Below are 26,653 nucleotides of genomic sequence, written 5' to 3'. Positions count from 1 at the left end.
AAAATTTAGTTTCTCTTATCAGGAGGAAGAAAATGGAGTTCTGTCCCAGGTGCGGAGCTGTAATGTTTCCTGCGAAGGGAAAATTCAGCTGTCAGTGTGGCTATGAAAAGAATATCACAGATAAACTCAAGGACAAATACAACTTTTCAGAGGAAGTTGAATCAAAGGACAACGTCATATTCACAGGAGATGATGTAAGCACATTACCAACAACAAGGGTGGAATGCCCAAAATGCGGTAACATGGAGGCATTCTGGTGGCTGCAGCAGACAAGAAGGGCTGACGAATCTGAAACAAGGTTCTTCAGGTGCACCCGCTGCAAGCACACCTGGAGGGAATACGATTGAGTCACGAAGTGCTCTGCTTTAGATTCTGAATATGAAGTGAGGAATTTCACGATGAGCACCGAAAAAACCGGAACCAAGGATTCCGGAACTGAAAGCAAGGAGAAATCAGGGGAACTCAATTCTCTGAAGGGTTTCATATCAAGGATAAGGGAAGAAATCCAGAATGATGAATCTGATCATGGATTCCCTGTGACACTGATAATAAGATACCGGGATGATATAATCAGGTACTCAGCCATGACCCTTGGGGCGGTCCTTATAATCGCAGGAATAATCGCAATTATTGGATCCTCAGAGAGGGTTGTGGATAATGTTGTCTCAGGTGAGAACACAGTAATTGCAGCATTCCTCATACTCACTGGTCTCCTGTTGCTGGGTGCCTCGATGGTACAGAGCATCGTAGGTAGGACCCCCCTTGAAAGGTTCTATAAACAGGTTAAGAGTGCTGAAACAGGGGAAGAGGAAAAAGAGGAAGAATAGTATATAAAGAATGACCCCAATATCTAGCTATATAGATAAGGAGGACGAAAATGTTCAAGGCAGAATTGAATGATCCTAACATTTTAAGGACGAGCTTCGATGCCATATCATCCATCGTTGATGAGGTGCAGATACAGATCAGTGCCGAAGGCCTGCGTCTCGATGCCCTTGACAGGTCCCACATTACATACGTGCACCTTGAACTGAAATCTGAACTCTTCGATGAATACGTCTGCGATGAGCCAGAGAAGATAAATGTGGATACAGAGGAACTCATGAAGGTCCTCAAGAGGGCCAAGGCAAACGACAGGATTATACTCTCAACCGATGAGGGGAACCTTATAGTCCAGTTTGAGGGAGAGGCAGTAAGGACCTTCAAGATAAGGCTGATTGACATTGAATATGAAACCCCAAGTCCTCCTGAAATCCAGTATGAGAACGAATTTGAGGTGCCATTCCAGCTCCTCAAGGATTCAATAGCAGATATAGACATATTCTCAGATAAGATAACATTCCGTGTTGATGAGGATCGCTTCATGGCATCTGCGGAGGGGGAATTCGGAGACGCTGAGATAGAATATCTCCATGGTGAAAAGATAAGTAAACCTGCAAGGAGTGTTTACTCACTTGACAAGATAAAGGAGATGCTCAAGGCCGATAAGTTCAGTGAGACAGCAATCATCAACCTTGGAGATGACATGCCCCTTAAACTAACACTGAAAATGGCCAGCAATGAGGGAGAGCTGAGCTTCCTCCTTGCTCCAAGAATCGAGGCAGAGGAATAACTACTGGTGAGGAATGGGGTTGGACGAATTCTTTCAGAAACTGAGGAGGATTCAGAAAAAGGAGAGAACTGAAAGCGGTCTTGCAAGGGTTGGCGATGACTTCTATGAGAGGGTCCACAGCTACCTGGAGGATCTCCTCGAGGCGGTTGGAAATGATCCATTTGCAAAGGAACACTACCTTATAAGGGACACCCAGAGGATAGCCACTGAGATATGTGAGAGAAGGGAGCACAAGATAACAGACAGTGCAGTGATGAACGTCCAGAGGTCATACCACCTGTTCAACGGGAAACCCCAGTTTGACCTCCAGGATACAACCCCCCTCAACATGACCCCCGAGGAGGAGGAACTCTACTTTTCACTTATAGAGACCCTGAGGGAATTCAGGGAGAAAATAATTCCTTCGATAGAACTTGATAAAGAGAAGGAACCCCGTGTAGAACCTAAAGTTATCCAGAAGCGGAAGGAAAAAAATTCCAGCCACCGGGAACCTGAAACCAGGGCCAATGGACTGGATGATAAGGGAGGGGACATTGAGACTGTGCTGATATTTGAGGAGGTGCCTGCAAGAATAATGGGGGTCGATGAAAAAATTTACGGCCCATTTCGACCGCAGGACATTGTTACACTCCCATCGCTCAATGCAGATGTGTTTATAAATGCAAGAAAGGGCAGGAGGATAAGGTACTCATAAATACAATTCTCCTGGCACATTTCTGTCTGTCTGAAAGGTTCCATACAAAGGTATAAATAGAGATTTGAGATATACTAACCCAGTATAAAAAAAGTTCCAGTTATTTTAAAGGCTTACTTTTTCACTTAAGAGGTGATTAGATATGAAGATTCCCAAGGAAAGAAGAACTTACTGTCCAAACTGTAGAAAGCACACAGTTCACGAGGTACTTGAATCAAAGAGAAGAAAGGCAAGTGAACTCAAATGGGGTCAGAGGCAGTTCAGACGTGTAACAGCCGGTTACAGGGGTTACCCACGTCCGCTACCCTCAGGTAACAAACCCGTCAAGAAACTTGACCTCAGGCTCAAATGCAAGGAATGTGGAAAATCACACATAAAGAAAAGGTCCTTCAGGGCTGGAAGAGTTGAATTTGTAGCCTAGGGGTGATATGTGTGATGTTCTACAATACGAAAGGTAATTTTCTCCGGGTTAAATGTATGGACTGCGGTAACCAGCAGGTGGTCTTTGACAGGGCAGCCTCATATGTCCAGTGCATAATCTGTGGTAAAACACTTGTTGAGCCAACAGGAGGAAAATCAAAGATCAAAGCCCAGATTCTAGAGGTCCTGGATTAATCTAGGTGTTTTTCATGGTAAGAAGAAAAAATGAATGGCCTGAAGAGGGTGAACTGGTGGTTGGGACCGTTCACAAGGTCCTCAACTACGGCGCCTTCGCAACCCTGGAGGAATATCCAGGGAAGGAGGCTTTCATTCACATATCCGAGGTATCCTCTGGATGGGTTAAGAATATAAGGGACTTCGTAAGGGAGAACCAGAAGATAGTCGCAAGGGTCCTCCGTGTGAACCCCAGGAAGGGACACGTGGATGTTTCCATGAAAAGAATAAGGGAGGACCAGCGCACAAAGAAGATCCAGGCCTGGAAAATAGAACAGAAGGCTGAAAAGTTTCTTGAACTGGCAGCAAAGGACCTGGGAAAGGACCTTGACACGGCCTACGAGGAAGTCGGATATGAACTCATGGACATATTCGGGGACCTCTACGGTGCATTTGAAACCGCTGCAGAGGAGGGTGAAAAGGCACTTCTGGAGGAGGGCGTCCCAGAGGACTGGGCCGCTGCCATAACAGAGGTGGCCAAACGTAACATAACACCTCCCGAGGTTCAGATCACAGGATATGTTGATATAAAGTCCTATGCACCCAACGGTGTTGAGATAATCAGGAAGGCCCTTAAATCCGCCCAGGAGGAGGGTATAACTGTACAGGCCGTCGGGGCCCCTAGGTACAGGCTGATAGTGAAATCAACGGATTACCTCAAGGCCGAGAAAAAGCTCAAGGAAGCGGCCCAGAGGTGCATAGATATAGTGAAAAAAGAGGGTGGAGAGGGAGAATTTCTCCGTGAACTGACATGAAGATGAGAAGATGCCGTTCATGCATGGAGTACACCCTACGGGATGTATGCCCCCGATGCGGCGGACCAACAGGGGTTGTTTATCCCCCAAAATTTTCCCCTGAGGACAGGTATGGCGAATACCGGAGAAGACTCAAAAGAGAGGTTTTATTTGAGAAGTAGTGGTGAATAAAATGAGGGAAACAACCATAAATATTCTGGAAGATGTTGAACTTTCCAGGCCGGTTTTTATTGAGGCACTTCCAGGGATAGGGCATGTCGGGAAACTCGCAGCTGACCATATAATAGATGAACTCCAGGCGGTCAGATTCGCTGAACTCTACTCTCCATCATTCCCACCACAGGTTCTGGTAGATGAGAATGGGATAGTTGAACCCATGAAGAACGAGTTCTACTACCTCAGGGAGGCTGGTGAGGATAAAAGGGATTATATAATACTTGTTGGCAACACCCAGGGACTTTCACCTGAGGGTCAGTATGAGATCTGCGGCATGATACTCGACTTTGTTGAGGGCTACGGTGTAGAGAGGATATACACCCTTGGGGGGCTTGCAACAGGTCAGCCTGTTGATAAGGCAAGGGTTTACGGTGCAGCCACGGACATGGAACTTGCTGAGAGCCTTAAAGAACACAACGTTATTCTGCGCTCTGCAGATGGAGGTATAATAGGTGCCTCAGGACTACTCCTTGGAATGGGAAGGATGAGGGGTATGCGCGGAGTTTGCCTCATGGGTGAAACACCAGGCTATTTCATAGATGCGGAGGCTGCAAGGGCGCTTCTGGAGGTGCTCCTTGAGATGACAAAACTACAAGTGGACCTTGAGAAACTTGAGGAGCGTGCAGAGGAGACAAGGAAGATGATCTCCAGGGCCCAACAGATGGAGCAGGAGATGATTGACAGGATGAATCTCAAGCCCGGTGAGGAGGACCTCCGTTACATAGGTTAACTCTCAATATTTTTTCTGGCTGATTAAATGATTTTAAATGCCGATCTACATATACACAGCTGTTTTTCAAGGGCAACATCCCGCAACATGGTCATTGAGGCAATAGCACCCCAGGCAAAGCTCAAGGGCCTCCATATAGTGGGAACAGGGGACGCATTCCACCCTGGCTGGAGGAAAATCATTGAGGAATCTACTGAATACGCAGGGGATGGTGTGTATCTGCGGGATGAGTGCAGCTTCATAATAACCGCAGAGGTTGAGGACTCGAGGAGAATTCATCACCTCATAATACTCCCGTCCCTGGAGGCTGCAGAGGAGATGGGGGAGAGGATGCCCTCAACCGGCAGCTCAGATGGCAGGCCTAGAGTGCGGATGAACGGGGCCCAGATACTTGAAATGGTACATGAATACGATGGTATCGCTGGTCCTGCACATGCCTTCACCCCCTGGACCAGCATGTACAAATCATATGATAGCTACATGGATTGCTACGGGAAGCGACCGGATTTCCTTGAACTGGGGCTCTCTGCGGACACTGAAATGGCCGATAAGATATCTGAACTTGCAGATATACCCTTCCTCACAAATTCAGATGCCCACTCACCCTGGCCACACAGGCTCGGGAGGGAGTTCAACCAGTTTGAAATGGATGACATATCCTTCACATCCCTCAAAAGGTCGATCAGGAAGTGCAGGATCAGGGCAAACTATGGCCTGGATCCCCGCCTTGGAAAGTATCACATGACCGCCTGTACAAGGTGCTACAGGATTTACAGCCCTGAAGAGGCACTCCAGATGAAGATGAAATGCCCATGCGGCGGCAGGATCAAGAAGGGTGTTGACTACAGGATCTATGAACTTTCAACCTGGGATGAGCCACACCATCCCCCCCACAGGCCGCCTTATGTCCATATAATGCCCCTTGCAGAGATCATAGGAATGAAGTATGGTAAGGGTGTCACAACAAAGTTCGTGCAGGGTATCTGGGAGGGTCTTGTGGGGGAGTTCGGGACAGAGATCGATGTTCTTCTTAGCGTTCCCATTGAGGATATTGGAAGAATCGATGCCAGTGTTGCGGTGGCAGTTGAGGCCTTTAGGAATGGTTCACTCACCGTTATACCCGGCGGCGGGGGTAAATACGGTGAGATAAGGTTCCCTGCCGAGACACTTGACGCATACTTCAGGTAGTATAATCAAAGAAAATAAATGACTCTTTTTCATTTAAAGAATAACTTTATAATCAAACCTTAAAATCAGAGTGGAAAATGTGAGCGGACCCGCCGGGATTTGAACCCGGGACCTTCAGATTAGGAGTCTGATGCCCTATCCTGGCTAGGCTACGGGCCCCTCCGTACTCACCTGTTTTTAGCGGACCCGCCGGGATTTGAACCCGGGACCTTCGGATTAGAAGTCCGACGCCCTATCCTGGCTAGGCTACGGGCCCTACCAAAAGAGTAAAAAGATATTGGATCTTTTCATATATAAACTTTTACATGTATATGGGTGTTTCTGCCTCCCCCTGAACTGTCTCTGCAAGCTTCTTGAGGCGTGACTCTATGGCCTGGGCCTCCTGTAGGAGTGGGTCGGGGTTAACATTGGTGCCTAGCATCTCATTTAGAACCTCAACAACACTTGCAGCGGCCCTGGGATCAGGGTAGGGGTTTAGTATCTCTGCAAAGAGGCATGAGGCTGGTATATCCTTAACAGCACACCTTGTAAGTAGTGTTCCTGAAATACCGTTGAGGTTACCGAAGGGGACTATGGGTATTCCCAGATCTGCGAGTCTCTGGATGACCTCCTGGCTGTTACCTGCACCTGCAACTGGCTGTGATTTTTCACGGACAACCATGCTGTTGAAGGTTATGAGTTCCCTGCTGTTGTTGCGGGTCATCCAGTCTACAATTGCATTTGTCATATCATAGACCACTGCAGGCGGAAGGATGAAATCCGATAGGAAGAGGACTATTCCATCCCCTTCATATATCCTGAAGGGGTGTATTGCGACCCCCTTATAAAGAACAGCGAGGGGAGGGAAGTACTTGGAGTCAATGTACCCTATCTCCTTCATTTTGAGGTCCTCAACAAGTAACCATCCCAGGATGTTACCTATCAATCCCACACCGGGGGAGCCCTCAAGGACAACGGCATCCTCAACATCTTCTGCATAAATTGTACAGCATTCAGTTTCTGTTTTTATCATCATGGCGCACCACCAGCCCCTCCAAGATTTTCTCCTGTGATGGGGTCAATGTAGATCTCCCCAATGGCTTTACCATTCATTTCCACTGGCACAATGTAAACCATTTTGCCGTTTAATTTGACAAGCCTTGGGGTTCCTGCAGTGGCACCCTCCTGTTTTATATACTTCTGTGCGATGTTCCTTGCCTCTGAAGATGATATCTTCACATTCATATCTGAAGCCCCACCTGAAGCTGAATCACTGCCACCCTGAGATGATGTGGTTGAGGGTGATTCACTGTGGACGCTTGACTCACCCTGCTGTGGCGCTTGGCCCTGACTACCGTGGGGGTTGGTGAACTTCCACAGTGTTTCGGAATTCTGACTCACCTGATAACCTGCTGCAAGAGCTCCGATTATCAGGACTATTGCCACTGATACTAGGATTTTGGAGTTTATCATCAACTCACCTTCTCGTGTATTTGACAACACATATGGACTATGTGGATACATATATAAATAAATATTCAGTATTACTGAATAAAAAATTAATATTATAAAGTAGATTTTCTACTAATAATAACTCACTTCCACCATAATATAAATAGTTTTCACTTTTTTTATAATTGAAAAACTTATAACATTTAAAAATAGTTATAATATTGAAGGTTTTTTGAACTTTAAAAACAAGAGGTGATACATTTGAGCGAAAGGATTGTTATATCGCCGACATCACGACAGGAGGGACATGCAGAACTTGTCATGGAAGTCGATGATGAAGGAATCGTGACAAAGGGGCGATACTTCAGTATTACTCCTGTAAGGGGTCTTGAGAAAATAGTGACAGGTAAAGCACCTGAAACAGCTCCAGTCATTGTCCAGAGGATATGTGGAGTGTGCCCCATACCCCACACACTGGCTTCAGTTGAGGCAATAGACGACTCCCTTGACATTGAGGTTCCAAAGGCAGGAAGACTCCTCAGGGAACTCACACTGGCCGCACACCACGTAAACAGCCATGCGATCCACCATTTCCTCATAGCACCTGACTTCGTACCTGAAAACATGATGGTTGATGCCATAAACTCAATCTCCGAGATAAGAAAAAACGCACAGTACGTAGTTGACATGGTTGCAGGTGAGGGTATCCACCCATCAGATATTAGGATAGGTGGAATGGCCGACAACATAACAGAACTCGCAAGAAAAAGGCTCTACGCAAGGCTCAAACAGCTCAAACCTAAACTAAACGAACACGTTGAGTTGATGATTGGCCTCATCGAGGACAAGGGCCTTCCAGAGGGCCTTGGTGTCCACAACCAGCCCACACTCGCAAGCCACCAGCTCTATGGCGACAGGACAAAATTCGACCTTGACAGGTTCACAGAGGTAATGCCAGAAAGCTGGTATGATGACCCCGAAATAGCCAAGAGGGCCTGCTCAACAATACCACTCTACGATGGAAGAAACGTGGAGGTCGGCCCAAGGGCAAGGATGGTTGAATTCCAGGGCTTCAAGGAAAGGGGCGTTGTTGCACAGCACGTTGCAAGGGCACTTGAGATGAAAACTGCACTCTCAAGGGCAATAGAAATACTGGATGAACTTGACACATCAGCACCTGTAAGGGCAGACTTCGATGAGAGAGGTACAGGTAAACTTGGTATAGGTGCAATAGAGGGTCCAAGGGGACTTGACGTGCACATGGCCAAGGTTGAGAACGGCAAGATACAGTTCTACAGCGCACTTGTCCCAACAACCTGGAACATCCCAACAATGGGCCCAGCAACTGAAGGATTCCACCATGAATACGGACCACACGTTATACGTGCATATGACCCATGTCTCTCATGCGCAACACACGTGATGGTTGTTGATGATGAGGACAAATCAGTGATTAAGGACGAAATGGTTAGAATCTAGGGAATAACATGCCATACGACGCTGAGATTCTAGTGGTGGGCTGTGGAAACATCCTTTTCAAGGACGATGGATTCGGCCCAGAGGTTATCAAGGCCCTTGAAGAATACTTCAAGGATAAGGAAAAACCAGAAAATGTAATGTTCATAGACGCTGGAACTGGCGGTCCACACTTTGTCTTCTCACTGCCACATGAACAGTGGAAGAAGATGATAGTTGTGGACGTTGTTGAATTCAATGCGGAACCTGGAACCCTCAGAAAATTCGAGGTAACTGAAATTCCAAAGGGATCCTATGAGAATATGCACACATGGCCAGTGAGCCAGCCCCTCCATGAACTCAGTGAAAAAATTGACGTTGTGGTAATTGGGTGTAAACCCGAGGAGATATCAGCTCCCAATGTGGAAATGGGCCTCACACCCCCGGTAAAGAAGGCTATTCCCAGAGCCATTCAGATGATCTTAGAGGAGATTGGGGTTTCTAAATGAGTTTAATCGCCCGAATCAAAAGATTTTTAGGATTGGAGGCTGAAGCTAAGAGGGAAGAACCTGAAAAGGAAAAATCGGAACCTGTTGGAGCTTCAAAAGAGGAGGTTGAAAAAGTGGCTGAAGAAAATGCAAAACCAAGAATAGGTTACATTCACCTGAGTGGATGTACCGGAGACGCCATGTCGTTAACAGAAAATTATGACATTCTCGCAGAACTGCTCACCAATATGGTGGACATAGTATATGGACAGACCCTGGTGGATCTCTGGGAGATGCCAGAGATGGACCTGGCCCTTGTGGAGGGTTCCGTCTGTCTGCAGGACGAGCACAGCCTGCACGAACTCAGGGAACTCAGGGAGAAGGCTAAACTGGTCTGTGCATTCGGTTCATGCGCAGCAACAGGCTGCTTCACAAGGTACTCAAGGGGTGGCCAGCAGGCACAGCCATCACACGAGTCCTTTGTACCGATAGCAGACCTCATAGATGTGGACCTTGCACTTCCAGGATGCCCACCATCACCTGAAATAATAGCAAAGACCGTTGTTGCACTTATCAACAATGATATGGATTACCTGCAGCCAATGCTGGATCTTGCAGGCTACACCGAAGCATGCGGATGCGACCTTCAGACAAAGGTGGTTAACCAGGGTCTATGCATTGGGTGCGGAACATGTGCAATGGCTTGCCAGACAAGGGCCCTTGACATGACCAATGGAAGACCGGAACTGAACACTGACCGCTGCGTGAAATGTGGAATCTGCTATGTACAGTGCCCAAGAAGCTGGTGGCCAGAAGAGCAGATCAAAAAGGAGTTAGGGCTATAGGAGGCTGGAAAAATGGTTTTAGGTACTTACAAGGAAATTGTTTCCGCCAGATCAACTGACCGAGAGATTCAGAAACTGGCCCAGGATGGAGGAATAGTCACAGGTCTTCTAGCTTACGCCCTTGATGAGGGTATCATTGAGGGTGCAGTTGTTGCAGGTCCAGGCGAGGACTTCTGGAAACCACAGCCAATGGTTGCCATGACCTCAGATGAACTCAAGGCAGCAGCCGGTACCAAGTACACATTCTCGCCCAACGTGATGATGCTCAAGAAGGCCGTGAGGCAGTACGGTATAGAGAAACTCGGTACAGTTGCCATACCCTGCCAGACAATGGGTATAAGGAAAATGCAGACCTACCCATTTGGTGTCAGGTTCCTTGCAGATAAGATAAAGCTTCTGGTGGGTATATACTGCATGGAGAACTTCCCGTACACATCGCTCCAGACCTTCATATGCGAGAAACTTGGAATAAGCATGGAACTCGTTGAGAAAATGGATATAGGTAAAGGGAAGTTCTGGGTATACACCCAGGATGATGTCCTCACACTCCCCCTCAAGGAGACCCATGGATACGAGCAGGCAGGATGCAAAATCTGTAAGGACTACGTCGCTGAACTTGCAGACATCTCAACAGGTTCAGTGGGATCACCCGATGGATGGTCCACCGTTATAACCAGGACAGACGCAGGGGACTCAATATTCAAGCAGGCAGTTGAAGCGGGCCTATTTGAGACAAAACCAATAGAGGAAGTTAAACCTGGCCTGGGGCTGCTTGAAAAACTTTCTGCACAGAAAAAGGAAAAAGCAGAGAAGAACATCGCCGCAAGGAAGGAGATGGGATTACCAACACCATTCTAATCCCATCAAATGTTTTTCTTTTATTCTGAGGAAGGAGATGGGATTACCAACACCATTCTAATCCCATCAACTCTTTTTCTATTCTGTTATCACGGTGCACCCATCACCCTCAACAATGACCGTATGCTCCCACTGTGCCACCGTGGCACCGCTCTTTTCCCGAAGCACATGGTAGGGGTAGATGGCCCTTGACTGTATCAGGAGCCTCATGGAGGCGCTGAGCCTTTTTGGTTCAAAGTACTCCTCAAGCCATCTCTGTGCAAATGGAAGGGAATGGTACTCCTCCCTTATCTTACCGAGGACCCTCCTTGCATGGACAAGTCGAAGGGGTCTTTCACGGAGGAATCTGAATATGTAGGTATGAGGCATGTCTGTAACAAGTCCCACACCATCGGTTGCAAAGGGCTCAATTGCAAGCACATCCCCTTCCTCAAGTTCATGTGGATTGTTCTCCCTTATGTTTGGTATTGAAAGGCCTGAGTGGAGTATCCACCTGTCCATGCTGTGACCTGTAAGGTTTGACACTGGCTTCATACCATGGGACTCTATCGTCTCCTGGATAACGCGACCAACCTCACCAACCTCAACACCAGCCCTTATGGTGGAGATCGCATTCTCAAGGGCCTCCCTTGCAGCGTCCATCATCCTGTAGCACCTATCATCCACATCACCCACAGGGACGGTGATGGCTGTGTCGGCTATGAAACCATCCACATGGGCCCCGAGATCAAGCTTAACAAGGTCACCCTCTGATATTGTGCTTTCGTCACCCGGAGGGGAGGTGTAGTGTGCGGTGACCTCATTGATGGATACATTGCAGGGGAATGCCGGTTCACCGCCCCTGCTTCTGATACCATTCTCAACGTAATTCACGAGTTCTATTACTGGCAAACCATCCCTTATGATCTCTGAAGCTTCTTTTCGAACCTCTGATACAATTTTACCTGCCTTCAAGTATGATTCGATCATCGTTACCACTTAACTGAGTTCTGATATTTATTTAAATAAGTAGCTATATATCATTTCCAGCAGATAATACTTCAAGGGGGAACTATATGGCGAGCACCGCAACAATACCTCAAAACATTCTGTGGCTTATAATATCCATCCTCGCATTTGTGACAGTCATCGTTGTGGCTATACAGTGGAGGAGGGTGAGAGAATCCCAGAATGACATACAGCTTCTTGAAAAGCAGATCGAACTTAAAAAGATATCCCTTGTTGAGAATGACCTGCAGGCAAAGCGACTGATGGAGACAACCATACCTCTCCCAAAGGACAAGCAGGAGAAACTGGCTGCCATACGGAAGAACACGTCTGAGATAATGCATGAAGTGGGTTATCTTCAAAGTGAGATAAGTGAGAGACTTGCACTCCTTGAGGCAAGAACAGAGCTCAGGAAACTGGAGAGGATGCTGAAGGATATTGAGAAGAAGGAAGCAGAACTCAATGCAAAACTTAAAAAATGAACTGGAGGTTTTAATGTGGGACCGGTGGAGCTTCTTGCAATCCTGATACTTGCAGGGGCCATAATTGTCCTAATATACTACTACCTGATAGAATCAGGAAACATTGCACCGGTGACGAGAGTTTACGGTGCCTTTGAAAAACCAGGTGAAGGGAGGGAAGGTTACATGGCAGGTGTTGGAGAGAAGGTTTCAGATGTCAGTGACAGGATCATGGGCAAGGTAAGGGAGGTTCCCATAAGCACTGATGTCATCTCAAACAAGATAGACGCATTCCTTAACGAGAAGAGCGATGAACTCATAGAGGACTGGTCACTGGCCACCAAGGACGATATATCTGACCTTGAGAAGAGACTTGAACTGGTATCAAGGAACATAGAAGAACTGGAGCACCGCTTCAACGAGTACAGGGGTTACACCAACAAGAAGCTTGAGTCCCTTGACAGGAGGCTCAGGAAGCTTGAGGAGAAGGAGGAAGAATAACCAGCCTCAAAAAAATCCTATTATTAAAGTTTGAGAAGTAAACCAGACCTCACCAAAATCTTTATATATTAAAATAACAAATCTAATGTTTAGCGGGGTGGGGTAGTCTGGTGATCCCGCGGGGCTCATAACCCCGAGATCCCTAGTTCAAATCTAGGCCCCGCTATCAGTTTTTATTTTCATGTTCATCTATCGGGCAAGCCGGAGGGCAGCTGACGGCCCATTTTTGGGCTGAGGAAACTCCACCCATCATACAGAACCGCGGTGCCGTGAGGCATCAGCTGAGAGGCTGGACCCTGGAACAGAAACGACACGTCTTCTGGTGGATGATAATGAAGCTTCACAATTAAGGAGCAGACTGACACCAGGAGGATCGGTGAAACGGCCATTCCGCGGGATGCAAGGACAAATACTGCCTGTGATTACTGTAGGAGGCAGAGGTAGTCCGCCTAGATGAATGCTGCCGAAACAGAAGGTGGGTTACTCCCGGCATGCCCTTTATCAATATTCAGCCCGGCAAGATACCCTTCAAGTGCGTTACCTGTTGAATTTACTGGAGCTACTGTTAGAAGGAAGTTCGGTGAATTTCACATCTTTCAGGACCTTTAAATCTTATTTTCTCAATGTAGATAACTTTATCATGGGAAGTTCATTATTTGAGCATGGTTGTGTCCTCTGCAGGTAGAAGTATTCGCCGTAGGCCCTTATTTGGTCTCCACTTTTATTGAGGTTATTCCGGCGTAGCTTAGGAGTATCTAATCTGGCGTGGTGTTGGTCTTGAGGGCAATAAGGGTCCCCTGTGGCCTGATACCGTATGATTCACCCTTTTTATAAACTTTTCCCTCAACCCAGAACCTTTTACCGTTGAGGGCATATGGCTCATCCCCTTAAGTGGAAAGTTCAAGTGTACTGCACTCTTACCTATATTTCGCAGCTTCAGCACCGGTTAAGGGTTGAGGATGATTATCCCCACCGGATGGGAGAGAGACACCCTCTGTAAGGAGCTCACGCACACAGTAACCCACAACGAAACCAGCAAGAATACCGAGAATCAGAAAAATAACTCTTTTTCATTTGATCATTCCCTGAAATCTGCTGCTATTTTCCTTAAAATTAGAATATCTGCAGTTTAGTCCTTAATGTACTAAAAAGGAGCATTCTATCGTCTGATTTTCACCCTGTGATCATCAGTAAAAGCTTAAAAATGGTAAAACAGAACTTTGGCGGATTATTGTATCCTTAAACTTAGATGAGGTGGGGGATGGTAGCTAGTGGATTATGGCATCCTTGACCTTATCAAAGAATCCCTTATCCTCGTGGATCTCATCCCCACTGATACTTGCAAATTCCCTGAGGAGTTCCTTCTGCCTTGGGCTCAGCTTTCTTGGTGTTACAACCTTGACCTTCACGTAGAGGTTTCCGTACCCATTCCACTTTAGGTGGGGCATCCCGTGCCCCTTGACGCGGAAGGTTGTCCCACTCTGGGTTCCTGCAGGTATCTTCAATTGCACTGGCCTGTCGAGGGTTGGAACCTCCACGGTGTCACCCAGGGCGGCCTGTACGAAACTTATCGGCTTCTCTGTGTAGAGGTTTGCCCCCTCCCTCCTGAAGATACTGTGGGGTTTGACCTTGATAACCACGTAGAGGTCCCCTGGTTCTCCACCATGAAGACCCATCTCCCCCTCACCGGGGATCCTGAGCCTGGATCCTGTCTCAACGCCTGGGGGAACCTTCACTTGGATTGTGCTGGTTTTTCTGACAACTCCCTTACCGTTACAGTTGCTGCAGGGCTTTTCAACAATGCTTCCCTCCCCCTGACAGTCAGGGCATGTAGTTATGTTCATCATCTGGCCGAGGAGGGTGTTACGCACTTGCCGCACCTGCCCACTGCCCCCACAGGTGGAGCAGGTCCTTGTACCTGTACCTGGCTCGGCCCTGCTCCCATGACACACCGGACACTTCTTTGTGTGTGGGACCCTTATATCTGTTTCAAGGCCACTGTAGGCATCCTCAAGACTTATCTCAAGGGTGTAGGTGAGGTCAGCGCCTCTCTGGGGGCCCTGCCTCCTTCCCCCACCGAAACCGAACATGTCGAAGATGTTCCCTATATCAAATCCCAGGCCGCTGAATATGTCCTCAAAGTTTATGTTGTTGAATATATCCTCCTGACTGAAGCCCTCCATACCTGCATGGCCGAACTGGTCGTACCTTCTCCTCTTCTCATCATCAGAGAGGACCGCGTAGGCCTCACTTATCTCCTTGAACTTTTCGGCCGCATCAGGGTCGTCGCTGACGTCGGGGTGGTACTTCCTTGCAAGCCTCCGGTAGGCCTTCTTTATCTCCTTCTTATCGGCACCCCTATCCACACCGAGAACCTCATAGTAGTCACGCTTAGCCATTGATTTTCACCTGGTATAGAATCTGGAAGTGATCAGCTAAAAATAATTGCACATCAGAAAATAAAAAGGTAGGGTAGGCCTCAGTTCTTGACCTCGAAGTCAGCATCTATGGTGTCGTCACCCTGGTTTTCACCCTGTGATGCGGTATTCTCTGCCTGCTGCTGGGCAGCCTGCTGGTATATAACTGCCCCGATTTCCTGGACTGTCTTTGTGAGTTCCTCGGTCTTTGATTTGATGGCCTGGACATCGTCACCTGCTATTAGTTCCCTCAGTTCACTGACCTGTTTTTCAACCGCCTCCTTCTTATCTGATGGCACCTTATCTCCAAGTTCATTGAGGGTCTTCTCGGCGGTGTAGATCATTGAATCGGCGTTGTTCCTTATCTCTATTTCCTCCTGTTTTCTCCTGTCCTCCTCGGCGTGTTTTTTTGCCTCCTCTATCTTCTGTTTTATCTCCTCCTCTGAGAGTTTGTTGGGTGCTGTTATTGTTATGGCCTGTTCCTTACCTGTTCCAAGGTCCTTTGCTGATACGTTCAGTATACCGTTTGCGTCTATATCGAAGGTTACCTCTATCTGGGGCACTCCACGTGGAGCTGGGGGTATTCCCACCAGCTGGAACCTTCCAAGGCTTGTGTTATCTGCGGCCATGGGCCTCTCACCCTGAAGGACGTGTATGTCCACAGAGGTCTGGTTGTCTGCCGCTGTTGAGAATATCTGACTCTTCCTTGTGGGTATCGTGGTGTTCCTTTCTATAAGCTTGGTGAAGACTCCTCCAAGGGTTTCTATACCCAGGGACAGTGGTGTCACGTCAAGCAGTACAAGGTCCTTTATCTCACCTGCAAGGACACCACCCTGTATGGCTGCACCCATGGCAACACACTCCATGGGGTCTATTCCCCTCTCTACAGGTTTTCCTATGAAGTCCTCAACGAATTTCTGGACTATGGGCATCCTTGTGGGTCCACCTACCAATATTATTTTATCCACGTCCTCCTTGGTCATATTAGCATCTTTCAGAGCCTGTTCCATTGGCCCTGCACATCTCTGAACGATCGGATCAACCAGTTCCTCCAGCTTTGCCCTTGTGATGGTCTTTATGAGGTGTTTTGGTCCGTCCTTGGCCACTGTTATGTAGGGGAGGTTCACCTCGGTTGTGAGGGTTGTTGAAAGTTCTATCTTGGCCTTCTCAGCAGCCTCCCTCAATCTCTGGACTGCCTGGTCGTCCTCCATGAGGTCTATGCCGGTCTCCTTCTTGAATTCCTCGGCAAGGTAGTTCATTATTGCGTTGTCCATGTCGGTTCCACCCAGCTGGGTGTCACCGCTGGTTGATCTAACCTCAAAGACTCCCCCACCAAATTCCATGATTGTAACGTCCAGTGTACCTCCACCGAGGTCAAAGACCATGATGACCATGTCCTCGTCTTCCTTGTCAAGGCCGTAGGCGAGGCTTGCTGCTGTTGGCTCGTTGACGAGTCTTACAACTTCAAGCCCTGCTATGGTACCCGCGTCCTTGGTGGCTGTCCTCTGGTTGTCATCGAAGTATGCGGGTACTGTGATGACGGCCTTCTTTATCTCCTCACCCAGGAAGGCCTCTGCGTCCTTCTTTATCTTCTGGAGGATGAATGCTGATATCTCCTGTGGTGTGTACTCCTTACCCTGGACCTTCACCTTTCTGTTTGTACCCATACTTCTTTTTATGGCTGTTATGGTATTCTCAGGGTTTGTGACTGCCTGGCGCCTTGCAGGTTCACCCACAAGCATCTGGCCGTCCTCTGTGAATGCAACGCAACTTGGGAAGGATTTACCGTACTGTGATGCTCCCTCTGCACTGGGTATGATGGTTGGCTTTCCACCTATAAGTACTGCTGCTGCAGAGTTACTTGTTCCAAGGTCAATACCTAGAATTTTTTCTTTTTTTGCCACATGATCACCTCAAATCAGCTTTTCTTACATACCTTGACGATTGAATGTTTTATTATCCTGTCGTTGAGTCTGTAACCCCTTGATAATTCCTCTATTATGATTCCATCATCATATTCATCATGGTTCTCAACCATAACTGCCTCGTGGAGGAATGGATCGAATTTCTCACCCTCTGCGGGTATCTCACGCAGACCTTCCTTCCTGAGGGTGTCCCTAAATTTCCTGTAGATGACCTCCAGGCCGTCCCCATCATTCTCCTGGTTTTCAAGGGCCCTTTCAAGGTCCTCGTATACGTCAAGAAGGTTCAGTATGAGTTTCTCATTTGCATTTTTTATGAGCTCCATCTCCTGTTTTTCCTTCTGTTTTTTGTAGTTTTCAAAGTCGGCCTGGAGTCTCTGGAGGTGTGAGACGTATTCGCTGAGTTCCTCTTCTTTAACTGAGAGTTCATTTTCCAGTTCTTCCAGTCTTTTTTTAAGTTTATTAAGCTCATCTTCACAGTTATCAGCGGGTTTAGAATCAGTTTTTTTCTCTTCGCACATTGCTTCACCTTTCATTTTTACATTTTTACAGAAATTAAAGTTACCAGAGGTTACATATAACTTATAGCTATTATACTTACAAAAGGTTATATAAACCTTTCGACATACCATATCATGATGAGAGAAAAATCCACCGAAGAGCAAAACATGGAAGTTATACTTGATGTTATGGGCTGTAAGACCAGGAGGGAGATCATAAACCTACTCCGTGAGGAGCCCAGATTTGTCAGTGAAATATCAAAGGAACTGGATATTGGTCAGAAGGCCATAATAGAGCACCTTAGGGCAATGGAGGAGGCAGGGATTTTAAGCTCTTTCTTCAGGAAGATAGAGAGGGGAAGACCCCGTAAATATTATGATATATCAAGGGACATCCACATCACCATAACCATAAACAGGAACAACTTCAGGGTGGATGTGGTGGATGATCTCCTCCAGAGGAAACAGCTCCCCCCAGGCGACGAGTGGTCCAGACTGCTTAAACTTGAAAATAAGATAAATAAAGGTCAGTGGGAGGCCATTGAGGAGTTAAAAAACCTCATAAGGCTCTACGATCATCTCAAAAAACGTGCTGAGGACCTCCTCCGCGAAGCAGAGATGAAAAGAAAGATGGATTAGTTTCCATGAGGAGAAGTCGGGTTTTTGCATATATTTAAGCCCATATAAGGAGTTTATCACACATTAGAGGTTCTTATGGTTACTAAAATCTAGGAATGTGTTATTTCCTGTATTCGAGGGCAGCTGCAACTGCCTGCCCAAGGGACACCGAACCATCACCTGCACATGAATTTCTGTGCTGAATGAAACTGTAGCCCCTCTCTTTAACGTAATCACTCACCACAAGGCTTATGGCCTCATTGTAGAAAACACCACCCGTTCCCCCTATAACCTCAACTCCGAGATCCTCAGCTGCAAGGACAGCTATCTCTGCAAGTCCCTCTGCAACGGCTCGCTGGGCTGCATTGGCTATCTCTGCTCTGTTCTCACCGGATTCCAGAAGATCCATCACATCCATGAGTATGCCCGATGTATCAAGGATGTACCTCTTATCCCTCCTAATGATTCTGAAGGGTATTCTGAGTTTCCCTTTAGCCCTGAAGGCAGCTGATTCAAGTTTCATGGCACATTCGCCCTCATAGCTTCTCCTTCCGCATATTCTGAGGGCTGCTGAAATTGCATCAAGGACTCTGCCCATACTGCTGCTCACGCCTGTGTTGAGTCCACTTTCAATCTGCTTTAATACAACATCAATCTCCCTTTCACCGTGGGGGAAGTAATCCAGGTACCTTTCAATGAAAAGTTCACGGATGTCCCCCTCGTAGCTGTCCAGGAGCATTGAGAGCAGCATCCTTGCAGGGTACCTTGTTGCAAGGTCGCCTCCAGGCATCTTCTGTGGCATGAGGCTCCCAACCCTTGAATATTCGGGGCCTTGGCAGTGGAGGATCTCACCACCCCATGAAGTGCCATCTGCACCGTAGCCAACACCATCTGCGGCTATACACACGCACTCACCAACACCATTATCGAGCATGAGTGCCAGGGCATGGGCATGGTGGTGCTGGACCCTCAGGATGTCCGCAGAGAAACTCTCAGAGAGTTCCTCTGCATAGGAGGTTGTCAGGAACTGGGGGTGTAGGTCGCAGGCTATGACATCCACGGATTCTGTGCCGGTTATACCCATGAGGTAATTCACCGCCTCCTTGAGGAATAGGAGGGTGTCATACCTTGATGTGTTGCCTATGTGCTGTGATACATAGCACTGGCCCCCCTTAAGGACAGAGAAGGTCACATCAATTTCCGGTCCAAGGCAGAGGGCCGATAGATTCTCTGATAGATGCGTGAGGTCATAGGGTTCAGGTGCGTAACCCCTGGACCGCCTTATGAAGGCCATCTCCCCACCCCTGAAGCGGACAACAGAGTCATCGCAGCGGTTTATGATTTTACGGTCATGGAGAAGGAAGTAATCGGCTATACCCTCAAGGCCCCTGAGTATCTCACTGTTCCTGATGAACATGGGGTCCCCTGGTTTATTGGCTGAGGTCATGACATAGGCGGGTGCCTTGGTGTACCTGAAGAGGACGTGGTGTATTCCAGAGTAGGGTAACATGACCCCTATGTTGTGGAGGCCCGGTGCAACTGAGGTGGCGAGGGGGTAGTCACTGTTTTTATTCAGGACCACTATTGGCCTTCGCCTGGAGGTTAGGGCCTTCTCCTCTGCTTCAGATATGCATGCATAGACCTTCACTGAGGGAACATCAGGGGACATGCAGGCGAATGGCTGACTGGGCCTTCCAAGCCTTGAGCGAAGTTTCATCACGGCATCCTCATCGTCTGCCCGGCAGACCAGGTGAGTGCCCCCTATACCCTTAACCGCGAGTATTTCACCCTCATCAAGAAGTTCTGCAGCCATTTTCAGGGGGTTATCTGTTTCAATAACATCTTCACGCCACAGAAATGGCCGGGGACCGCATACCGGGCAGCATGTTGCCTCTGCATGGTACCTCCTGTCGAGGGGGTTGAGGTACTCCTCCATGCAGGAGCTGCAGAGGGGGAATTCACGCATACTGGTCCTCTCACGGTCATAGGGAATGGATTCAATGACGGTGAACCTGGGTCCGCAGTCTGTACATGCGGTGAAGGGGTAGAGGTAACGCCTGTTATTCTCATCCATTATCTCCTCAAGGCACCTGCTGCAGGTTGCAACGTCTGCAGGTATCACAGATGTCCCTGATGACTTTGATGAGCTCTCCTTTATACTGAAATCGGTGAAGGATGGACTGTCGATGGCGGTCATCTCATTGTTTATCCTGGTTATCCTTGAAAGGGGAGGTTTTTCTGCCTTAAGACGCTGTATAAATCCTTTTATTCTATTTTCATCTCCTTCAAGGACAATTTCAACCAGGTTTCCCATGTTCCTGACGTATCCTTTAAGTCCGAGTTCATGTGCAAGCCTGTAGACGGCTGGCCTGAAGCCAACCCCCTGCACTATTCCCTCAACAGTGAGCTGGGCACGGTACATTCTATCTCCTTTAAGGATTTTCACAGACGACAGTTCAGTGTATAATTCCTAGGATTATTCATGAATTTATACAGATGACAGTTCAGTGCATCATGCTAAGATTATATTCATGAACTTATAAATTAGGTAGTGATGTCAGTGAGATCGATTTTAAGGAAACTCCTAAAGGGCGAAATCTCGGTTGAGGAGGCAGAAAGGGCGATTGAATCGGCCCAGCTTAAACTGGATAGGGTCAGGTTTGATATACTGCGTGAGAAAAGAACAGGTTTTCCTGAGGCGGTATTTGCACCTGGAAAAAGTGATGAGGATATAATTAACATTATAAAAACTGTTGGAGACGTTATTGTAACAAGGCTCTCCCCTGAAAGGGCTGAGAGGATCATGGATGGGTTGGATCCTGGAGATGATTACACCGCCGATTACCATGAAACGGCCAGGGTGCTTGCTGTGAGGTCAGGGAAACCTGAAAGGCTGGGGAGGATAGGCATACTTTCTGGGGGAACATCAGATATACCCGTTGCAGAGGAGGCAAGGGTGGTTGCAGAGGAGTCTGGCTGTGAGGTTCTCACTGCATATGATGTTGGGGTTGCTGGCATCCACCGGCTCCTTGAACCACTGCAGGACATGCTTGAATCAGATGTTAAGGTGCTGATTGTTGTGGCTGGCATGGAGGGGGCGCTTCCCTCTGTGGTCGCGGGCCTTGTTGATGTGCCGGTTATAGGTGTTCCAGCATCAGTTGGTTACGGGGTCGGTGAGGGCGGTTTTACGGCACTCAACTCCATGCTACAGTCTTGCTCCCCGGGTATAGGGGTTGTCAATATAGATAACGGTTTCGGGGCCGCTGTACTTGCGGTCAAAATACTGAGGGCCTTTGCAGGTGATTGATCATTTTTCGTGTGTACCATACCTCTTGCCCCATTCACAGAGCTCGTCGAGGATGGGTATGACTGACTTTCCCTTTTCAGTGAGGGAGTACTCAACCCTCGGGGGCACCTCCGGGTATACAATGCGGTTTATGAGGCCGTTTGCCTCAAGTTCACGGAGGGTCTTGGTGAGCATCCTCTGTGTTATCCGGGGTATCTTCCGGTTTATCTCACTGAAGCGGAGCTTACCATCCTTGAGGGCGCAGAGGACAAGGGACTTCCATTTACCCCCTATTTCATTAATGGCTGCCTCAACAGAGCATATGTAGTCGTCATCATCCATGGTATCATCCGTGTAATCCAGTATACTTTATGTGTGTATATACAGTTTATGTAAGTACATCATTTAAATACTTTAAGTTACTTTATTATAGTAAAGAAGGTTGAGAGGTGAAATCATGCTTGTGAACTTTGATCTGCAGCACTTCTGCTGTGGCCCCAAGGGCTGCCAGATAGAGATTGAATACGGCGAAATGCTCGACGCAGAGCAGTAATTATTTTTTTAACTACCCCCATTTTTTCACAGCGCCCCCATCTTTTTATTATTTCTAATTGTAAAGTACTCATGTCCAGGAAATCAATAACTATTCAATGAAGATGGTCCTATGGATATTGTTCAGTTCGAACCCCGATTCTCGGGCACTGTAGGAAGGCTCATCTATGAGACTGACCGGCAACTCTTTGACCTCTTTTTCAAAAACCCTGAGGATATACTGGAAAAACTTCTAAGGAATGGTGTCTGCTGGGACCCTGAGAGAATAATCATGGCAGCCAGTGAAGGAGAGGTTCTTGGTGTTCTGGCCTATGACCTTGAAGGCAGTGAATCTGGAGTTATTGATTTATTCAGAATGCTGGGACCCATAGATGCCCTGAGGGTCATGATGATGGACCTCATTGACTCTATGAGTACCCAGCAGGTTGAGGATGGTGACCTCTACATAGCATCCCTTGCTGTCGCACCTGAGGCGAGGGGGCAGGGTGTTGGTTTCAGGCTCCTGCAGGAGGCCCAGATGATTGCAGAGGATAGGGGTCTTGATAGGCTTACACTGGACGTATCCCCCACAAACATCCCTGCAGTGAACCTTTACAGTAAGTTTGGATTCAGATTCACAGGTAAAAAGGAGATAAAAATTTTAAAAAGAGAATTCCACCAGATGGAACTACCACTTCACTGAGGTAACTCTATTGTTAGTTATTTTCTTCTTGCAGCGAACTCCTCAAGCAGGCTCTCAAAGGGAATCCCCTTGTATACAAGGAGTAGAAGTGTGTGGAATATCAGGTCAGCAGACTCCTCCACGAGGCGCTCATTATTCTTTGAGGCTATGATCACCTCTGCTGCCTCCTCACCGATCTTCTCAAGTATCTTATCCTCAGCCCTTTTCTCATCATCCCTCATGAGTCTGGAGGTGTAGGAGTCCACAGGGTTATCGCGACGGTCCTCAAGTACAGCGTAGATTTCCCTTAAAATTCTCTCATCCACCATTCTTCTTACCTGCCATAGCCTTTCTCATGCTGGTTGTTATCGCAATCAGGGGGTGCTGGGCGTCATCTATAACCTCAATGTCTTCCAGAGTATAAACACCGTTGAGGTCTGCTGTCTTCTCCATACCCAGCTTCATGTCCTTCTTGATATCGATGACATATGAGTCTATCTCCTTGCAGCCCAGCCTGTAGGATGCTAGGGTCCTGTGGTGACCATCGACCAGGACATACCTGTCACCTGTCTTCACAACTATTGTGGGCTCTGCAAGACCCCTTTTAATTTCATAGGTTCTTCCCTGCAGTTCATCGGCGTATACCTTGCTCTGGGTGGGCCGCAGCTTTTCGATTGGGACCTTCATCTGTTTAACTTCAGGCTTGACACCATAGAGCTGTTCCAGTGTCTTCTTGAAGTAGTTAACCTTCATGGGGGTGGAACGTTCAATGTGGGATCTCACGATGTCAGTGTTTGTTATTATACCCACAAGTTTACCTTCCTTATCTATGACTGGCAGTCTGGAGATCCCCATCCTGAACATTACCCTTGCAGCGTCATTGAGGGACATATCCTGGTCTGCAACAACCACATCCCTTGACATAATCTCTGATACCTTTTTGACCCATGGTTTTATGAGGAGGTCAAAGGCAGTCACCATCCCAATCACGGTACCGTTATCCTTGACCGGGAACCCATCATGACCTGTTTCCTTCATGAGCTTAATGATTTCAGCTGTTGAAGTGTCTGAGGAGACAGTTATAACGTCCCGGGTCATGTAATCCTTCACAAGTGCCTTATTGCTCATCCTATCCCTTCTCATGTTTTTTCCAGATGAAACTATTATCGCAGACTATTTTAACCACACGATGGTAGGGTATCCACGCACCGTTACTCAGCACAAGGAAGCCCCTTTCGAGCCTTTCAATATCTGACCCCTGAACTGTTTTGAGGTTTCTCTGAGCCCCCCTGTGGATGTAGCTTATCCTGCACTTTTTAATGTCCCATTTAGGATGCCACATAAGAAGATCCAGGACGTTCTTGGCCATAAACCTCAGATCCTTTCCTTTATCAGTTCAACTGTCCGTTCAGGCTCTGCCTTTCCCCTCGTGATCCTCATCACCTGCCCAACCAGGAAGTTTATGGCAGCCTTCTTGCCATCATGGTAGTCCTGGACCGCCTGAGGGTTTTCCCTTATGGCCTGCTCAACGGCCTCTATGACCCGGGATTCATCTATGATTCCTATGAGTCCCATTTCGGTGGCTATCTCCCGGGGGCTCCTTTTGTTAAATGGCATCTCCTCTATGATCTTTTTGGCGGCCTTGGTGGTTACCTCCCTATTCTGTATCATCTCAAGGAGTTCCACAATGTTCTCGGGTGTTATACCGCTTTCTGCAAAGCTCACCTTGTTGTAGTAGAGCACCCTTTTGAGCTCGTCTCTCATCCAGAGGGCAGCGAACTCCGGGTCTATGGATGCTGCAACCTCCTCAAAGGCATCTGCAAGTTCCAGTTCTGAGGTCAGCACCCTTGCATCCTCCTCCCTTAAACCGTATTCCTCCATGAATCGTTTCACCTTAAGATGGGGTGCCTCAGGTATTATGTCTCTGATACCATCCAGCAGTTCACCCTCAAAGCGCATAGGAGGGAGGTCGGGATCGGGTATGTATCTGTAGTCCTCTGCCTCCTCCTTGAGCCTCATGGAAACGGTTATCATCTGGGATTCAAGAAATGCACGTGTTTCCTGTTTGACCTCAACACCCCTCTTGAGGAGGTTCTTCTGCCTCACCATCTCAAACTTAAGGGCCTTGTAGGCACCCTTTATTGAGTTTATGTTCTTTATCTCAACCCTGCGGCCCCCCTCCAGGGATATGTTGACGTCGGCCCTCATTGTGCCCTCACCACGGGCACAGCCACTGTATTCCAGCACCCTTATGAGTTCCCTGAGGAAGTTTCTGGCCTCCTCGGGTGACCTAATGTCTGGCTCTGTAACAATTTCAATGAGGGGGATGCCTGATCTGTTGAAGTCAACCACACCGTGGTCCGGTTTATACTGACCGGGGTCCTCCTCTATGTGCACCTCTCTGATCCTGACGCCGTTGAGCTCCCCCTCAAGTCCAACGGGTATGGATGTCCTCTGGTAACCTGATGGGAGATCCGGGTAGTTGTAGTGCTTACGCATGAAGTATGTGATCTCAGGGTTTATTCTGCAGTCAAGCATGAGGGCGATTTTCAGAGCCCCCTCAAGGGCTCTTCTGTTTGGTGGATGGGGTTTTGCCCCTGGCTGGTTGAGGCACACCGGGCATATGTTTGTGTTTGGGGGGGCGTCCTGGTAATCTGTCGGGCATCTGCAGAATAGCTTTGATCTGGTGTCAAGCTGAACATGAATTTCAAGACCACATTTCATCTTAATGGTTATTCCTCCTTTTCATGGTAACATGGTTCAAGGTGATGGAAAGCATATCAGATTATATTTATCATCAACTTAAAGCAATTTAAGATTTTTCAGACATCCGTTAACATACCTCTCTATGAAGGGGTCAATTTCAGGGTAGGACCTACCCCTTCTGAGTCTCTCAACATCTGTGAATGTACCTGCAAGCTTCCTCCCGGCCCACCTAACCTCCTCCTCAACACGCTTTCCGTAGGAGGTCCCGAACATCTTGAAAAGGGGGAATTTGGTTATCCCGTTGGCCCCGCTGAGGACTAGTGGACCTATGCTTCCCAAGTTATCCATCCAGGTCCCTGTGATGATCTCCAGGTCAGGGAACTCTATCCTTGTGGCGGCAACTGTTCCTGCATAATAGAGGGTGGCGGGCTGGGGCTGATTCTCAAATACCGTTCCCTCATGGGGGTTGAGGGCATAGAAGGTTACACGGTTTATTTCAAGATCCTCTATAAATTCGAAGAGGTATCTGAGGTCATCGGGTGTCTCACCGAGTCCCAGTATTATGGTGATACCCCTCCTGAATCCCAGGTCCCTGGCTACCTCAAGCATCTCAGCTATGTCCTCCTTGGGTTTGCTGGGGCACAGTTTCCTCTGAAGATCAGGGTTTGCCACCTCCAGCGCTCCTGTTATACCAGCCACCTCATCACCGTATATTTCAAGATCGGTGGTTATACCTGTGTTCAGCCAGACAGGGGATCCTGTTATATCCCTTATCCTCTCTGCGATCTCCTTTATCTCCTCAGGGGAGAATGAACCATAGCCTCCTGATAGGAACTCTATGTTCCACCCCAGTCTCCTGCATATTTCGGCCTCTGCCAGTATGGCTTTGACGTTTCTTCTGGCCTTTGATGGTTCCCTTATACGCGGCTTCTGTGTGCTCATATAGCAGAAGGCACAGTCCCCCCTTTCACACCACCATGAGAGAAAAACCGCCCTTTCCAGTGTTATTATATCCCCATGATGTTTGAGGGTGATTTCACTGGCCCTGTTCATCAATTTGAGTATATCCATTTCCTTCAGTGATTCTATAACATTCATATATGACACTCTCTGCTC

General features: G+C 47.8%; 32 protein-coding genes, 3 tRNA genes and 1 other RNA gene. 21 read left to right on the top strand and 15 right to left on the bottom strand.

The genetic code is table 11. The features are described 5' to 3' along the window. Positions 1-32: 32 nt before the first annotated feature. The 10 genes from QFX30_RS06035 to QFX30_RS05990 all read left to right on the top strand — a co-directional run bounded on the left by QFX30_RS06035 (position 33) and on the right by QFX30_RS05990 (position 5,849). Positions 33-347 (top strand): transcription factor S, encoded by a 315-nt coding sequence (locus QFX30_RS06035; RefSeq protein ID WP_300489598.1) that lies wholly within the window; start codon positions 33-35, stop codon positions 345-347. A 51-nt stretch (positions 348-398) separates the two neighbouring features. Then, a complete protein-coding gene (locus QFX30_RS06030; protein WP_300489595.1) occupies positions 399-827 on the top strand; it encodes a hypothetical protein in 429 nt (142 codons plus the stop codon). 50 nt (positions 828-877) lie between these two features. Continuing rightward, positions 878-1,612: a proliferating cell nuclear antigen (pcna) gene (gene pcn, locus QFX30_RS06025; protein ID WP_300489592.1), complete on the top strand. Its 735-nt coding sequence runs from the start codon at positions 878-880 to the stop codon at positions 1,610-1,612. Positions 1,613-1,631: 19 nt separating this feature from the next. Beyond that, on the top strand, positions 1,632-2,306 hold the full coding sequence (locus QFX30_RS06020; RefSeq protein WP_300489589.1) for a DNA replication complex GINS family protein: 675 nt from the start codon (positions 1,632-1,634) through the stop codon (positions 2,304-2,306). A 142-nt stretch (positions 2,307-2,448) separates the two neighbouring features. Beyond that, the gene (locus QFX30_RS06015) at positions 2,449-2,727 is read left to right on the top strand and encodes a 50S ribosomal protein L44e (protein WP_013296475.1); all 279 of its coding nucleotides are present in this window, start codon (positions 2,449-2,451) and stop codon (positions 2,725-2,727) included. A 14-nt stretch (positions 2,728-2,741) separates the two neighbouring features. Next, complete coding sequence (locus QFX30_RS06010) at positions 2,742-2,921, top strand: 30S ribosomal protein S27e (RefSeq protein ID WP_013296474.1); 180 nt, start codon at positions 2,742-2,744, stop codon at positions 2,919-2,921. Between the two features lie 14 nt (positions 2,922-2,935). After that, the gene (locus tag QFX30_RS06005; protein ID WP_300489586.1) at positions 2,936-3,715 is read left to right on the top strand and encodes a translation initiation factor IF-2 subunit alpha; all 780 of its coding nucleotides are present in this window, start codon (positions 2,936-2,938) and stop codon (positions 3,713-3,715) included. Continuing rightward, a complete protein-coding gene (locus tag QFX30_RS06000; RefSeq protein WP_300489583.1) occupies positions 3,712-3,876 on the top strand; it encodes an RNA-protein complex protein Nop10 in 165 nt (54 codons plus the stop codon). Before QFX30_RS06005 ends, QFX30_RS06000 begins: the two co-directional genes overlap by 4 nt. A gap of 11 nt (positions 3,877-3,887) precedes the next feature. Further along, on the top strand, positions 3,888-4,661 hold the full coding sequence (locus QFX30_RS05995; protein ID WP_300489580.1) for a proteasome assembly chaperone family protein: 774 nt from the start codon (positions 3,888-3,890) through the stop codon (positions 4,659-4,661). Between the two features lie 27 nt (positions 4,662-4,688). After that, entirely contained in the window at positions 4,689-5,849 is a 1,161-nt protein-coding gene (locus QFX30_RS05990; protein WP_300489577.1) for a TIGR00375 family protein, read from the top strand. 84 nt (positions 5,850-5,933) lie between these two features. Here QFX30_RS05990 and QFX30_RS05985 read toward each other — a convergent pair. The 4 genes from QFX30_RS05985 to QFX30_RS05970 all read right to left on the bottom strand — a co-directional run bounded on the left by QFX30_RS05985 (position 5,934) and on the right by QFX30_RS05970 (position 7,301). After that, positions 5,934-6,008, bottom strand: a tRNA-Arg gene (locus QFX30_RS05985). Positions 6,009-6,030: 22 nt separating this feature from the next. Continuing rightward, positions 6,031-6,105, bottom strand: a tRNA-Arg gene (locus tag QFX30_RS05980). A gap of 45 nt (positions 6,106-6,150) precedes the next feature. Continuing rightward, entirely contained in the window at positions 6,151-6,861 is a 711-nt protein-coding gene (locus QFX30_RS05975; protein ID WP_300489573.1) for a proteasome assembly chaperone family protein, read from the bottom strand. Next, positions 6,861-7,301 carry a PepSY domain-containing protein gene (locus QFX30_RS05970; protein ID WP_300489570.1) on the bottom strand — a complete coding sequence of 147 codons (441 nt, stop codon included), beginning with the start codon at positions 7,299-7,301 and terminating at the stop codon, positions 6,861-6,863. The genes QFX30_RS05975 and QFX30_RS05970 overlap by 1 nt, the downstream gene beginning before the upstream one ends. Positions 7,302-7,541: 240 nt before the next feature. On the opposite strand from QFX30_RS05970, the gene frhA reads away from it, so the two are divergent. Genes frhA through frhB form a run of 4 tightly spaced genes read left to right on the top strand, consistent with a single transcriptional unit; the run spans position 7,542 to position 10,926 of the window. Continuing rightward, positions 7,542-8,759: a coenzyme F420 hydrogenase subunit alpha gene (frhA, locus tag QFX30_RS05965; RefSeq protein WP_300489567.1), complete on the top strand. Its 1,218-nt coding sequence runs from the start codon at positions 7,542-7,544 to the stop codon at positions 8,757-8,759. An 8-nt stretch (positions 8,760-8,767) separates the two neighbouring features. Then, the gene (gene frhD, locus QFX30_RS05960) at positions 8,768-9,244 is read left to right on the top strand and encodes a coenzyme F420-reducing hydrogenase, FrhD protein (RefSeq protein WP_147671377.1); all 477 of its coding nucleotides are present in this window, start codon (positions 8,768-8,770) and stop codon (positions 9,242-9,244) included. Next, complete coding sequence (gene frhG / locus QFX30_RS05955; protein ID WP_300489563.1) at positions 9,241-10,068, top strand: coenzyme F420 hydrogenase subunit gamma; 828 nt, start codon at positions 9,241-9,243, stop codon at positions 10,066-10,068. The genes frhD and frhG overlap by 4 nt, the downstream gene beginning before the upstream one ends. Positions 10,069-10,080: 12 nt before the next feature. Continuing rightward, positions 10,081-10,926: a coenzyme F420 hydrogenase subunit beta gene (gene frhB / locus QFX30_RS05950; protein ID WP_300489560.1), complete on the top strand. Its 846-nt coding sequence runs from the start codon at positions 10,081-10,083 to the stop codon at positions 10,924-10,926. Between the two features lie 78 nt (positions 10,927-11,004). Here the strand turns inward: frhB and map are convergent, their stop codons facing one another. After that, positions 11,005-11,895: a type II methionyl aminopeptidase gene (gene map, locus QFX30_RS05945; protein ID WP_300489557.1), complete on the bottom strand. Its 891-nt coding sequence runs from the start codon at positions 11,893-11,895 to the stop codon at positions 11,005-11,007. 86 nt (positions 11,896-11,981) lie between these two features. On the opposite strand from map, the gene QFX30_RS05940 reads away from it, so the two are divergent. From QFX30_RS05940 to rnpB, 4 genes are all read left to right on the top strand, one after another. Beyond that, entirely contained in the window at positions 11,982-12,395 is a 414-nt protein-coding gene (locus QFX30_RS05940) for a hypothetical protein (protein ID WP_300489554.1), read from the top strand. Between the two features lie 15 nt (positions 12,396-12,410). Next, positions 12,411-12,875, top strand: coding sequence for a hypothetical protein (locus QFX30_RS05935; RefSeq protein ID WP_300489551.1), 465 nt, complete (start codon positions 12,411-12,413; stop codon positions 12,873-12,875). A gap of 91 nt (positions 12,876-12,966) precedes the next feature. Further along, positions 12,967-13,041, top strand: a tRNA-Met gene (locus QFX30_RS05930). Between the two features lie 30 nt (positions 13,042-13,071). Further along, positions 13,072-13,370, top strand: an RNA gene (gene rnpB / locus QFX30_RS05925) — RNase P RNA component. Between the two features lie 773 nt (positions 13,371-14,143). On the opposite strand, the gene dnaJ is transcribed toward rnpB, so the two are convergent. The 3 genes from dnaJ to QFX30_RS05910 form a co-directional block, all read right to left on the bottom strand. Beyond that, entirely contained in the window at positions 14,144-15,274 is a 1,131-nt protein-coding gene (gene dnaJ, locus QFX30_RS05920) for a molecular chaperone DnaJ (RefSeq protein ID WP_300489548.1), read from the bottom strand. An 80-nt stretch (positions 15,275-15,354) separates the two neighbouring features. Continuing rightward, positions 15,355-17,196: a molecular chaperone DnaK gene (gene dnaK, locus QFX30_RS05915; RefSeq protein WP_300489546.1), complete on the bottom strand. Its 1,842-nt coding sequence runs from the start codon at positions 17,194-17,196 to the stop codon at positions 15,355-15,357. A gap of 14 nt (positions 17,197-17,210) precedes the next feature. Further along, the gene (locus tag QFX30_RS05910) at positions 17,211-17,735 is read right to left on the bottom strand and encodes a nucleotide exchange factor GrpE (protein ID WP_300489543.1); all 525 of its coding nucleotides are present in this window, start codon (positions 17,733-17,735) and stop codon (positions 17,211-17,213) included. 114 nt (positions 17,736-17,849) lie between these two features. Here QFX30_RS05910 and QFX30_RS05905 point away from each other — a divergent pair, with 114 nt between their 5' ends. Beyond that, positions 17,850-18,353 carry an ArsR family transcriptional regulator gene (locus QFX30_RS05905; protein ID WP_300489541.1) on the top strand — a complete coding sequence of 168 codons (504 nt, stop codon included), beginning with the start codon at positions 17,850-17,852 and terminating at the stop codon, positions 18,351-18,353. A gap of 100 nt (positions 18,354-18,453) precedes the next feature. Here QFX30_RS05905 and hypF read toward each other — a convergent pair whose 3' ends face one another. After that, positions 18,454-20,754, bottom strand: a complete 2,301-nt coding sequence (hypF, locus tag QFX30_RS05900) for a carbamoyltransferase HypF (RefSeq protein ID WP_300489537.1) — start codon at positions 20,752-20,754, stop codon at positions 18,454-18,456. A gap of 138 nt (positions 20,755-20,892) precedes the next feature. Here hypF and larB point away from each other — a divergent pair, with 138 nt between their 5' ends. After that, entirely contained in the window at positions 20,893-21,639 is a 747-nt protein-coding gene (gene larB / locus QFX30_RS05895; protein ID WP_300489783.1) for a nickel pincer cofactor biosynthesis protein LarB, read from the top strand. On the opposite strand, the gene QFX30_RS05890 is transcribed toward larB, so the two are convergent. Then, positions 21,640-21,960 (bottom strand): helix-turn-helix domain-containing protein, encoded by a 321-nt coding sequence (locus QFX30_RS05890; RefSeq protein ID WP_300489534.1) that lies wholly within the window; start codon positions 21,958-21,960, stop codon positions 21,640-21,642. Between the two features lie 322 nt (positions 21,961-22,282). Between QFX30_RS05890 and QFX30_RS05885 the strand changes: the two genes are divergently transcribed. Then, positions 22,283-22,852, top strand: a complete 570-nt coding sequence (locus QFX30_RS05885) for an N-acetyltransferase (RefSeq protein ID WP_300489531.1) — start codon at positions 22,283-22,285, stop codon at positions 22,850-22,852. 17 nt (positions 22,853-22,869) lie between these two features. On the opposite strand, the gene hisE is transcribed toward QFX30_RS05885, so the two are convergent. From hisE to QFX30_RS05860, 5 genes are all read right to left on the bottom strand, one after another. Continuing rightward, the gene (gene hisE, locus QFX30_RS05880; RefSeq protein ID WP_300489529.1) at positions 22,870-23,160 is read right to left on the bottom strand and encodes a phosphoribosyl-ATP diphosphatase; all 291 of its coding nucleotides are present in this window, start codon (positions 23,158-23,160) and stop codon (positions 22,870-22,872) included. Further along, on the bottom strand, positions 23,150-23,959 hold the full coding sequence (locus QFX30_RS05875; RefSeq protein ID WP_300489526.1) for a CBS domain-containing protein: 810 nt from the start codon (positions 23,957-23,959) through the stop codon (positions 23,150-23,152). The genes hisE and QFX30_RS05875 overlap by 11 nt, the downstream gene beginning before the upstream one ends. 1 nt (position 23,960) lies before the next feature. Continuing rightward, on the bottom strand, positions 23,961-24,200 hold the full coding sequence (locus QFX30_RS05870; protein ID WP_300489523.1) for a DUF504 domain-containing protein: 240 nt from the start codon (positions 24,198-24,200) through the stop codon (positions 23,961-23,963). 5 nt (positions 24,201-24,205) lie between these two features. Further along, positions 24,206-25,555 (bottom strand): Asp-tRNA(Asn)/Glu-tRNA(Gln) amidotransferase subunit GatB, encoded by a 1,350-nt coding sequence (gatB, locus tag QFX30_RS05865; RefSeq protein ID WP_300489520.1) that lies wholly within the window; start codon positions 25,553-25,555, stop codon positions 24,206-24,208. Between the two features lie 78 nt (positions 25,556-25,633). Continuing rightward, the gene (locus QFX30_RS05860; RefSeq protein ID WP_300489517.1) at positions 25,634-26,635 is read right to left on the bottom strand and encodes a radical SAM protein; all 1,002 of its coding nucleotides are present in this window, start codon (positions 26,633-26,635) and stop codon (positions 25,634-25,636) included. Positions 26,636-26,653: the final 18 nt, after the last annotated feature.

Source organism: Methanothermobacter sp. (assembly GCF_030055435.1).
Lineage (GTDB): Archaea > Methanobacteriota > Methanobacteria > Methanobacteriales > Methanothermobacteraceae > Methanothermobacter.
Note: the sequence above shows the minus strand (reverse complement) of the source record. Positions and strands in the feature narration are given on the sequence as shown.

Bases quoted from the DNA above. Each gene is read 5' to 3' on its own strand.
- dnaJ (WP_300489548.1), bottom strand. From the start codon at position 15,274: ATGGCTAAGCGTGACTACTATGAGGTTCTCGGTGTGGATAGGGGTGCC.
- hisE (WP_300489529.1), bottom strand. From the start codon at position 23,160: ATGGTGGATGAGAGAATTTTAAGGGAAATCTACGCTGTACTTGAGGAC.
- frhB (WP_300489560.1), top strand. From the start codon at position 10,081: ATGGTTTTAGGTACTTACAAGGAAATTGTTTCCGCCAGATCAACTGAC.
- QFX30_RS05910 (WP_300489543.1), bottom strand. From the start codon at position 17,735: ATGTGCGAAGAGAAAAAAACTGATTCTAAACCCGCTGATAACTGTGAA.
- QFX30_RS05875 (WP_300489526.1), bottom strand. From the start codon at position 23,959: ATGAGCAATAAGGCACTTGTGAAGGATTACATGACCCGGGACGTTATA.
- frhD (WP_147671377.1), top strand. From the start codon at position 8,768: ATGCCATACGACGCTGAGATTCTAGTGGTGGGCTGTGGAAACATCCTT.
- QFX30_RS05990 (WP_300489577.1), top strand. From the start codon at position 4,689: ATGATTTTAAATGCCGATCTACATATACACAGCTGTTTTTCAAGGGCA.
- QFX30_RS05975 (WP_300489573.1), bottom strand. From the start codon at position 6,861: ATGATAAAAACAGAAACTGAATGCTGTACAATTTATGCAGAAGATGTT.
- QFX30_RS05890 (WP_300489534.1), bottom strand. From the start codon at position 21,960: ATGGATGATGACGACTACATATGCTCTGTTGAGGCAGCCATTAATGAA.
- hypF (WP_300489537.1), bottom strand. From the start codon at position 20,754: ATGTACCGTGCCCAGCTCACTGTTGAGGGAATAGTGCAGGGGGTTGGC.
- QFX30_RS05970 (WP_300489570.1), bottom strand. From the start codon at position 7,301: ATGATAAACTCCAAAATCCTAGTATCAGTGGCAATAGTCCTGATAATC.
- QFX30_RS06000 (WP_300489583.1), top strand. From the start codon at position 3,712: ATGAAGATGAGAAGATGCCGTTCATGCATGGAGTACACCCTACGGGAT.
- QFX30_RS05870 (WP_300489523.1), bottom strand. From the start codon at position 24,200: ATGGCCAAGAACGTCCTGGATCTTCTTATGTGGCATCCTAAATGGGAC.
- QFX30_RS06035 (WP_300489598.1), top strand. From the start codon at position 33: ATGGAGTTCTGTCCCAGGTGCGGAGCTGTAATGTTTCCTGCGAAGGGA.
- QFX30_RS06030 (WP_300489595.1), top strand. From the start codon at position 399: ATGAGCACCGAAAAAACCGGAACCAAGGATTCCGGAACTGAAAGCAAG.
- QFX30_RS06015 (WP_013296475.1), top strand. From the start codon at position 2,449: ATGAAGATTCCCAAGGAAAGAAGAACTTACTGTCCAAACTGTAGAAAG.
- QFX30_RS06010 (WP_013296474.1), top strand. From the start codon at position 2,742: ATGTTCTACAATACGAAAGGTAATTTTCTCCGGGTTAAATGTATGGAC.
- gatB (WP_300489520.1), bottom strand. From the start codon at position 25,555: ATGAAATGTGGTCTTGAAATTCATGTTCAGCTTGACACCAGATCAAAG.
- QFX30_RS05995 (WP_300489580.1), top strand. From the start codon at position 3,888: ATGAGGGAAACAACCATAAATATTCTGGAAGATGTTGAACTTTCCAGG.
- frhG (WP_300489563.1), top strand. From the start codon at position 9,241: ATGAGTTTAATCGCCCGAATCAAAAGATTTTTAGGATTGGAGGCTGAA.
- QFX30_RS05885 (WP_300489531.1), top strand. From the start codon at position 22,283: ATGGATATTGTTCAGTTCGAACCCCGATTCTCGGGCACTGTAGGAAGG.
- map (WP_300489557.1), bottom strand. From the start codon at position 11,895: ATGATCGAATCATACTTGAAGGCAGGTAAAATTGTATCAGAGGTTCGA.
- pcn (WP_300489592.1), top strand. From the start codon at position 878: ATGTTCAAGGCAGAATTGAATGATCCTAACATTTTAAGGACGAGCTTC.
- QFX30_RS06005 (WP_300489586.1), top strand. From the start codon at position 2,936: ATGGTAAGAAGAAAAAATGAATGGCCTGAAGAGGGTGAACTGGTGGTT.
- QFX30_RS05940 (WP_300489554.1), top strand. From the start codon at position 11,982: ATGGCGAGCACCGCAACAATACCTCAAAACATTCTGTGGCTTATAATA.
- QFX30_RS05905 (WP_300489541.1), top strand. From the start codon at position 17,850: ATGATGAGAGAAAAATCCACCGAAGAGCAAAACATGGAAGTTATACTT.
- QFX30_RS05860 (WP_300489517.1), bottom strand. From the start codon at position 26,635: ATGAATGTTATAGAATCACTGAAGGAAATGGATATACTCAAATTGATG.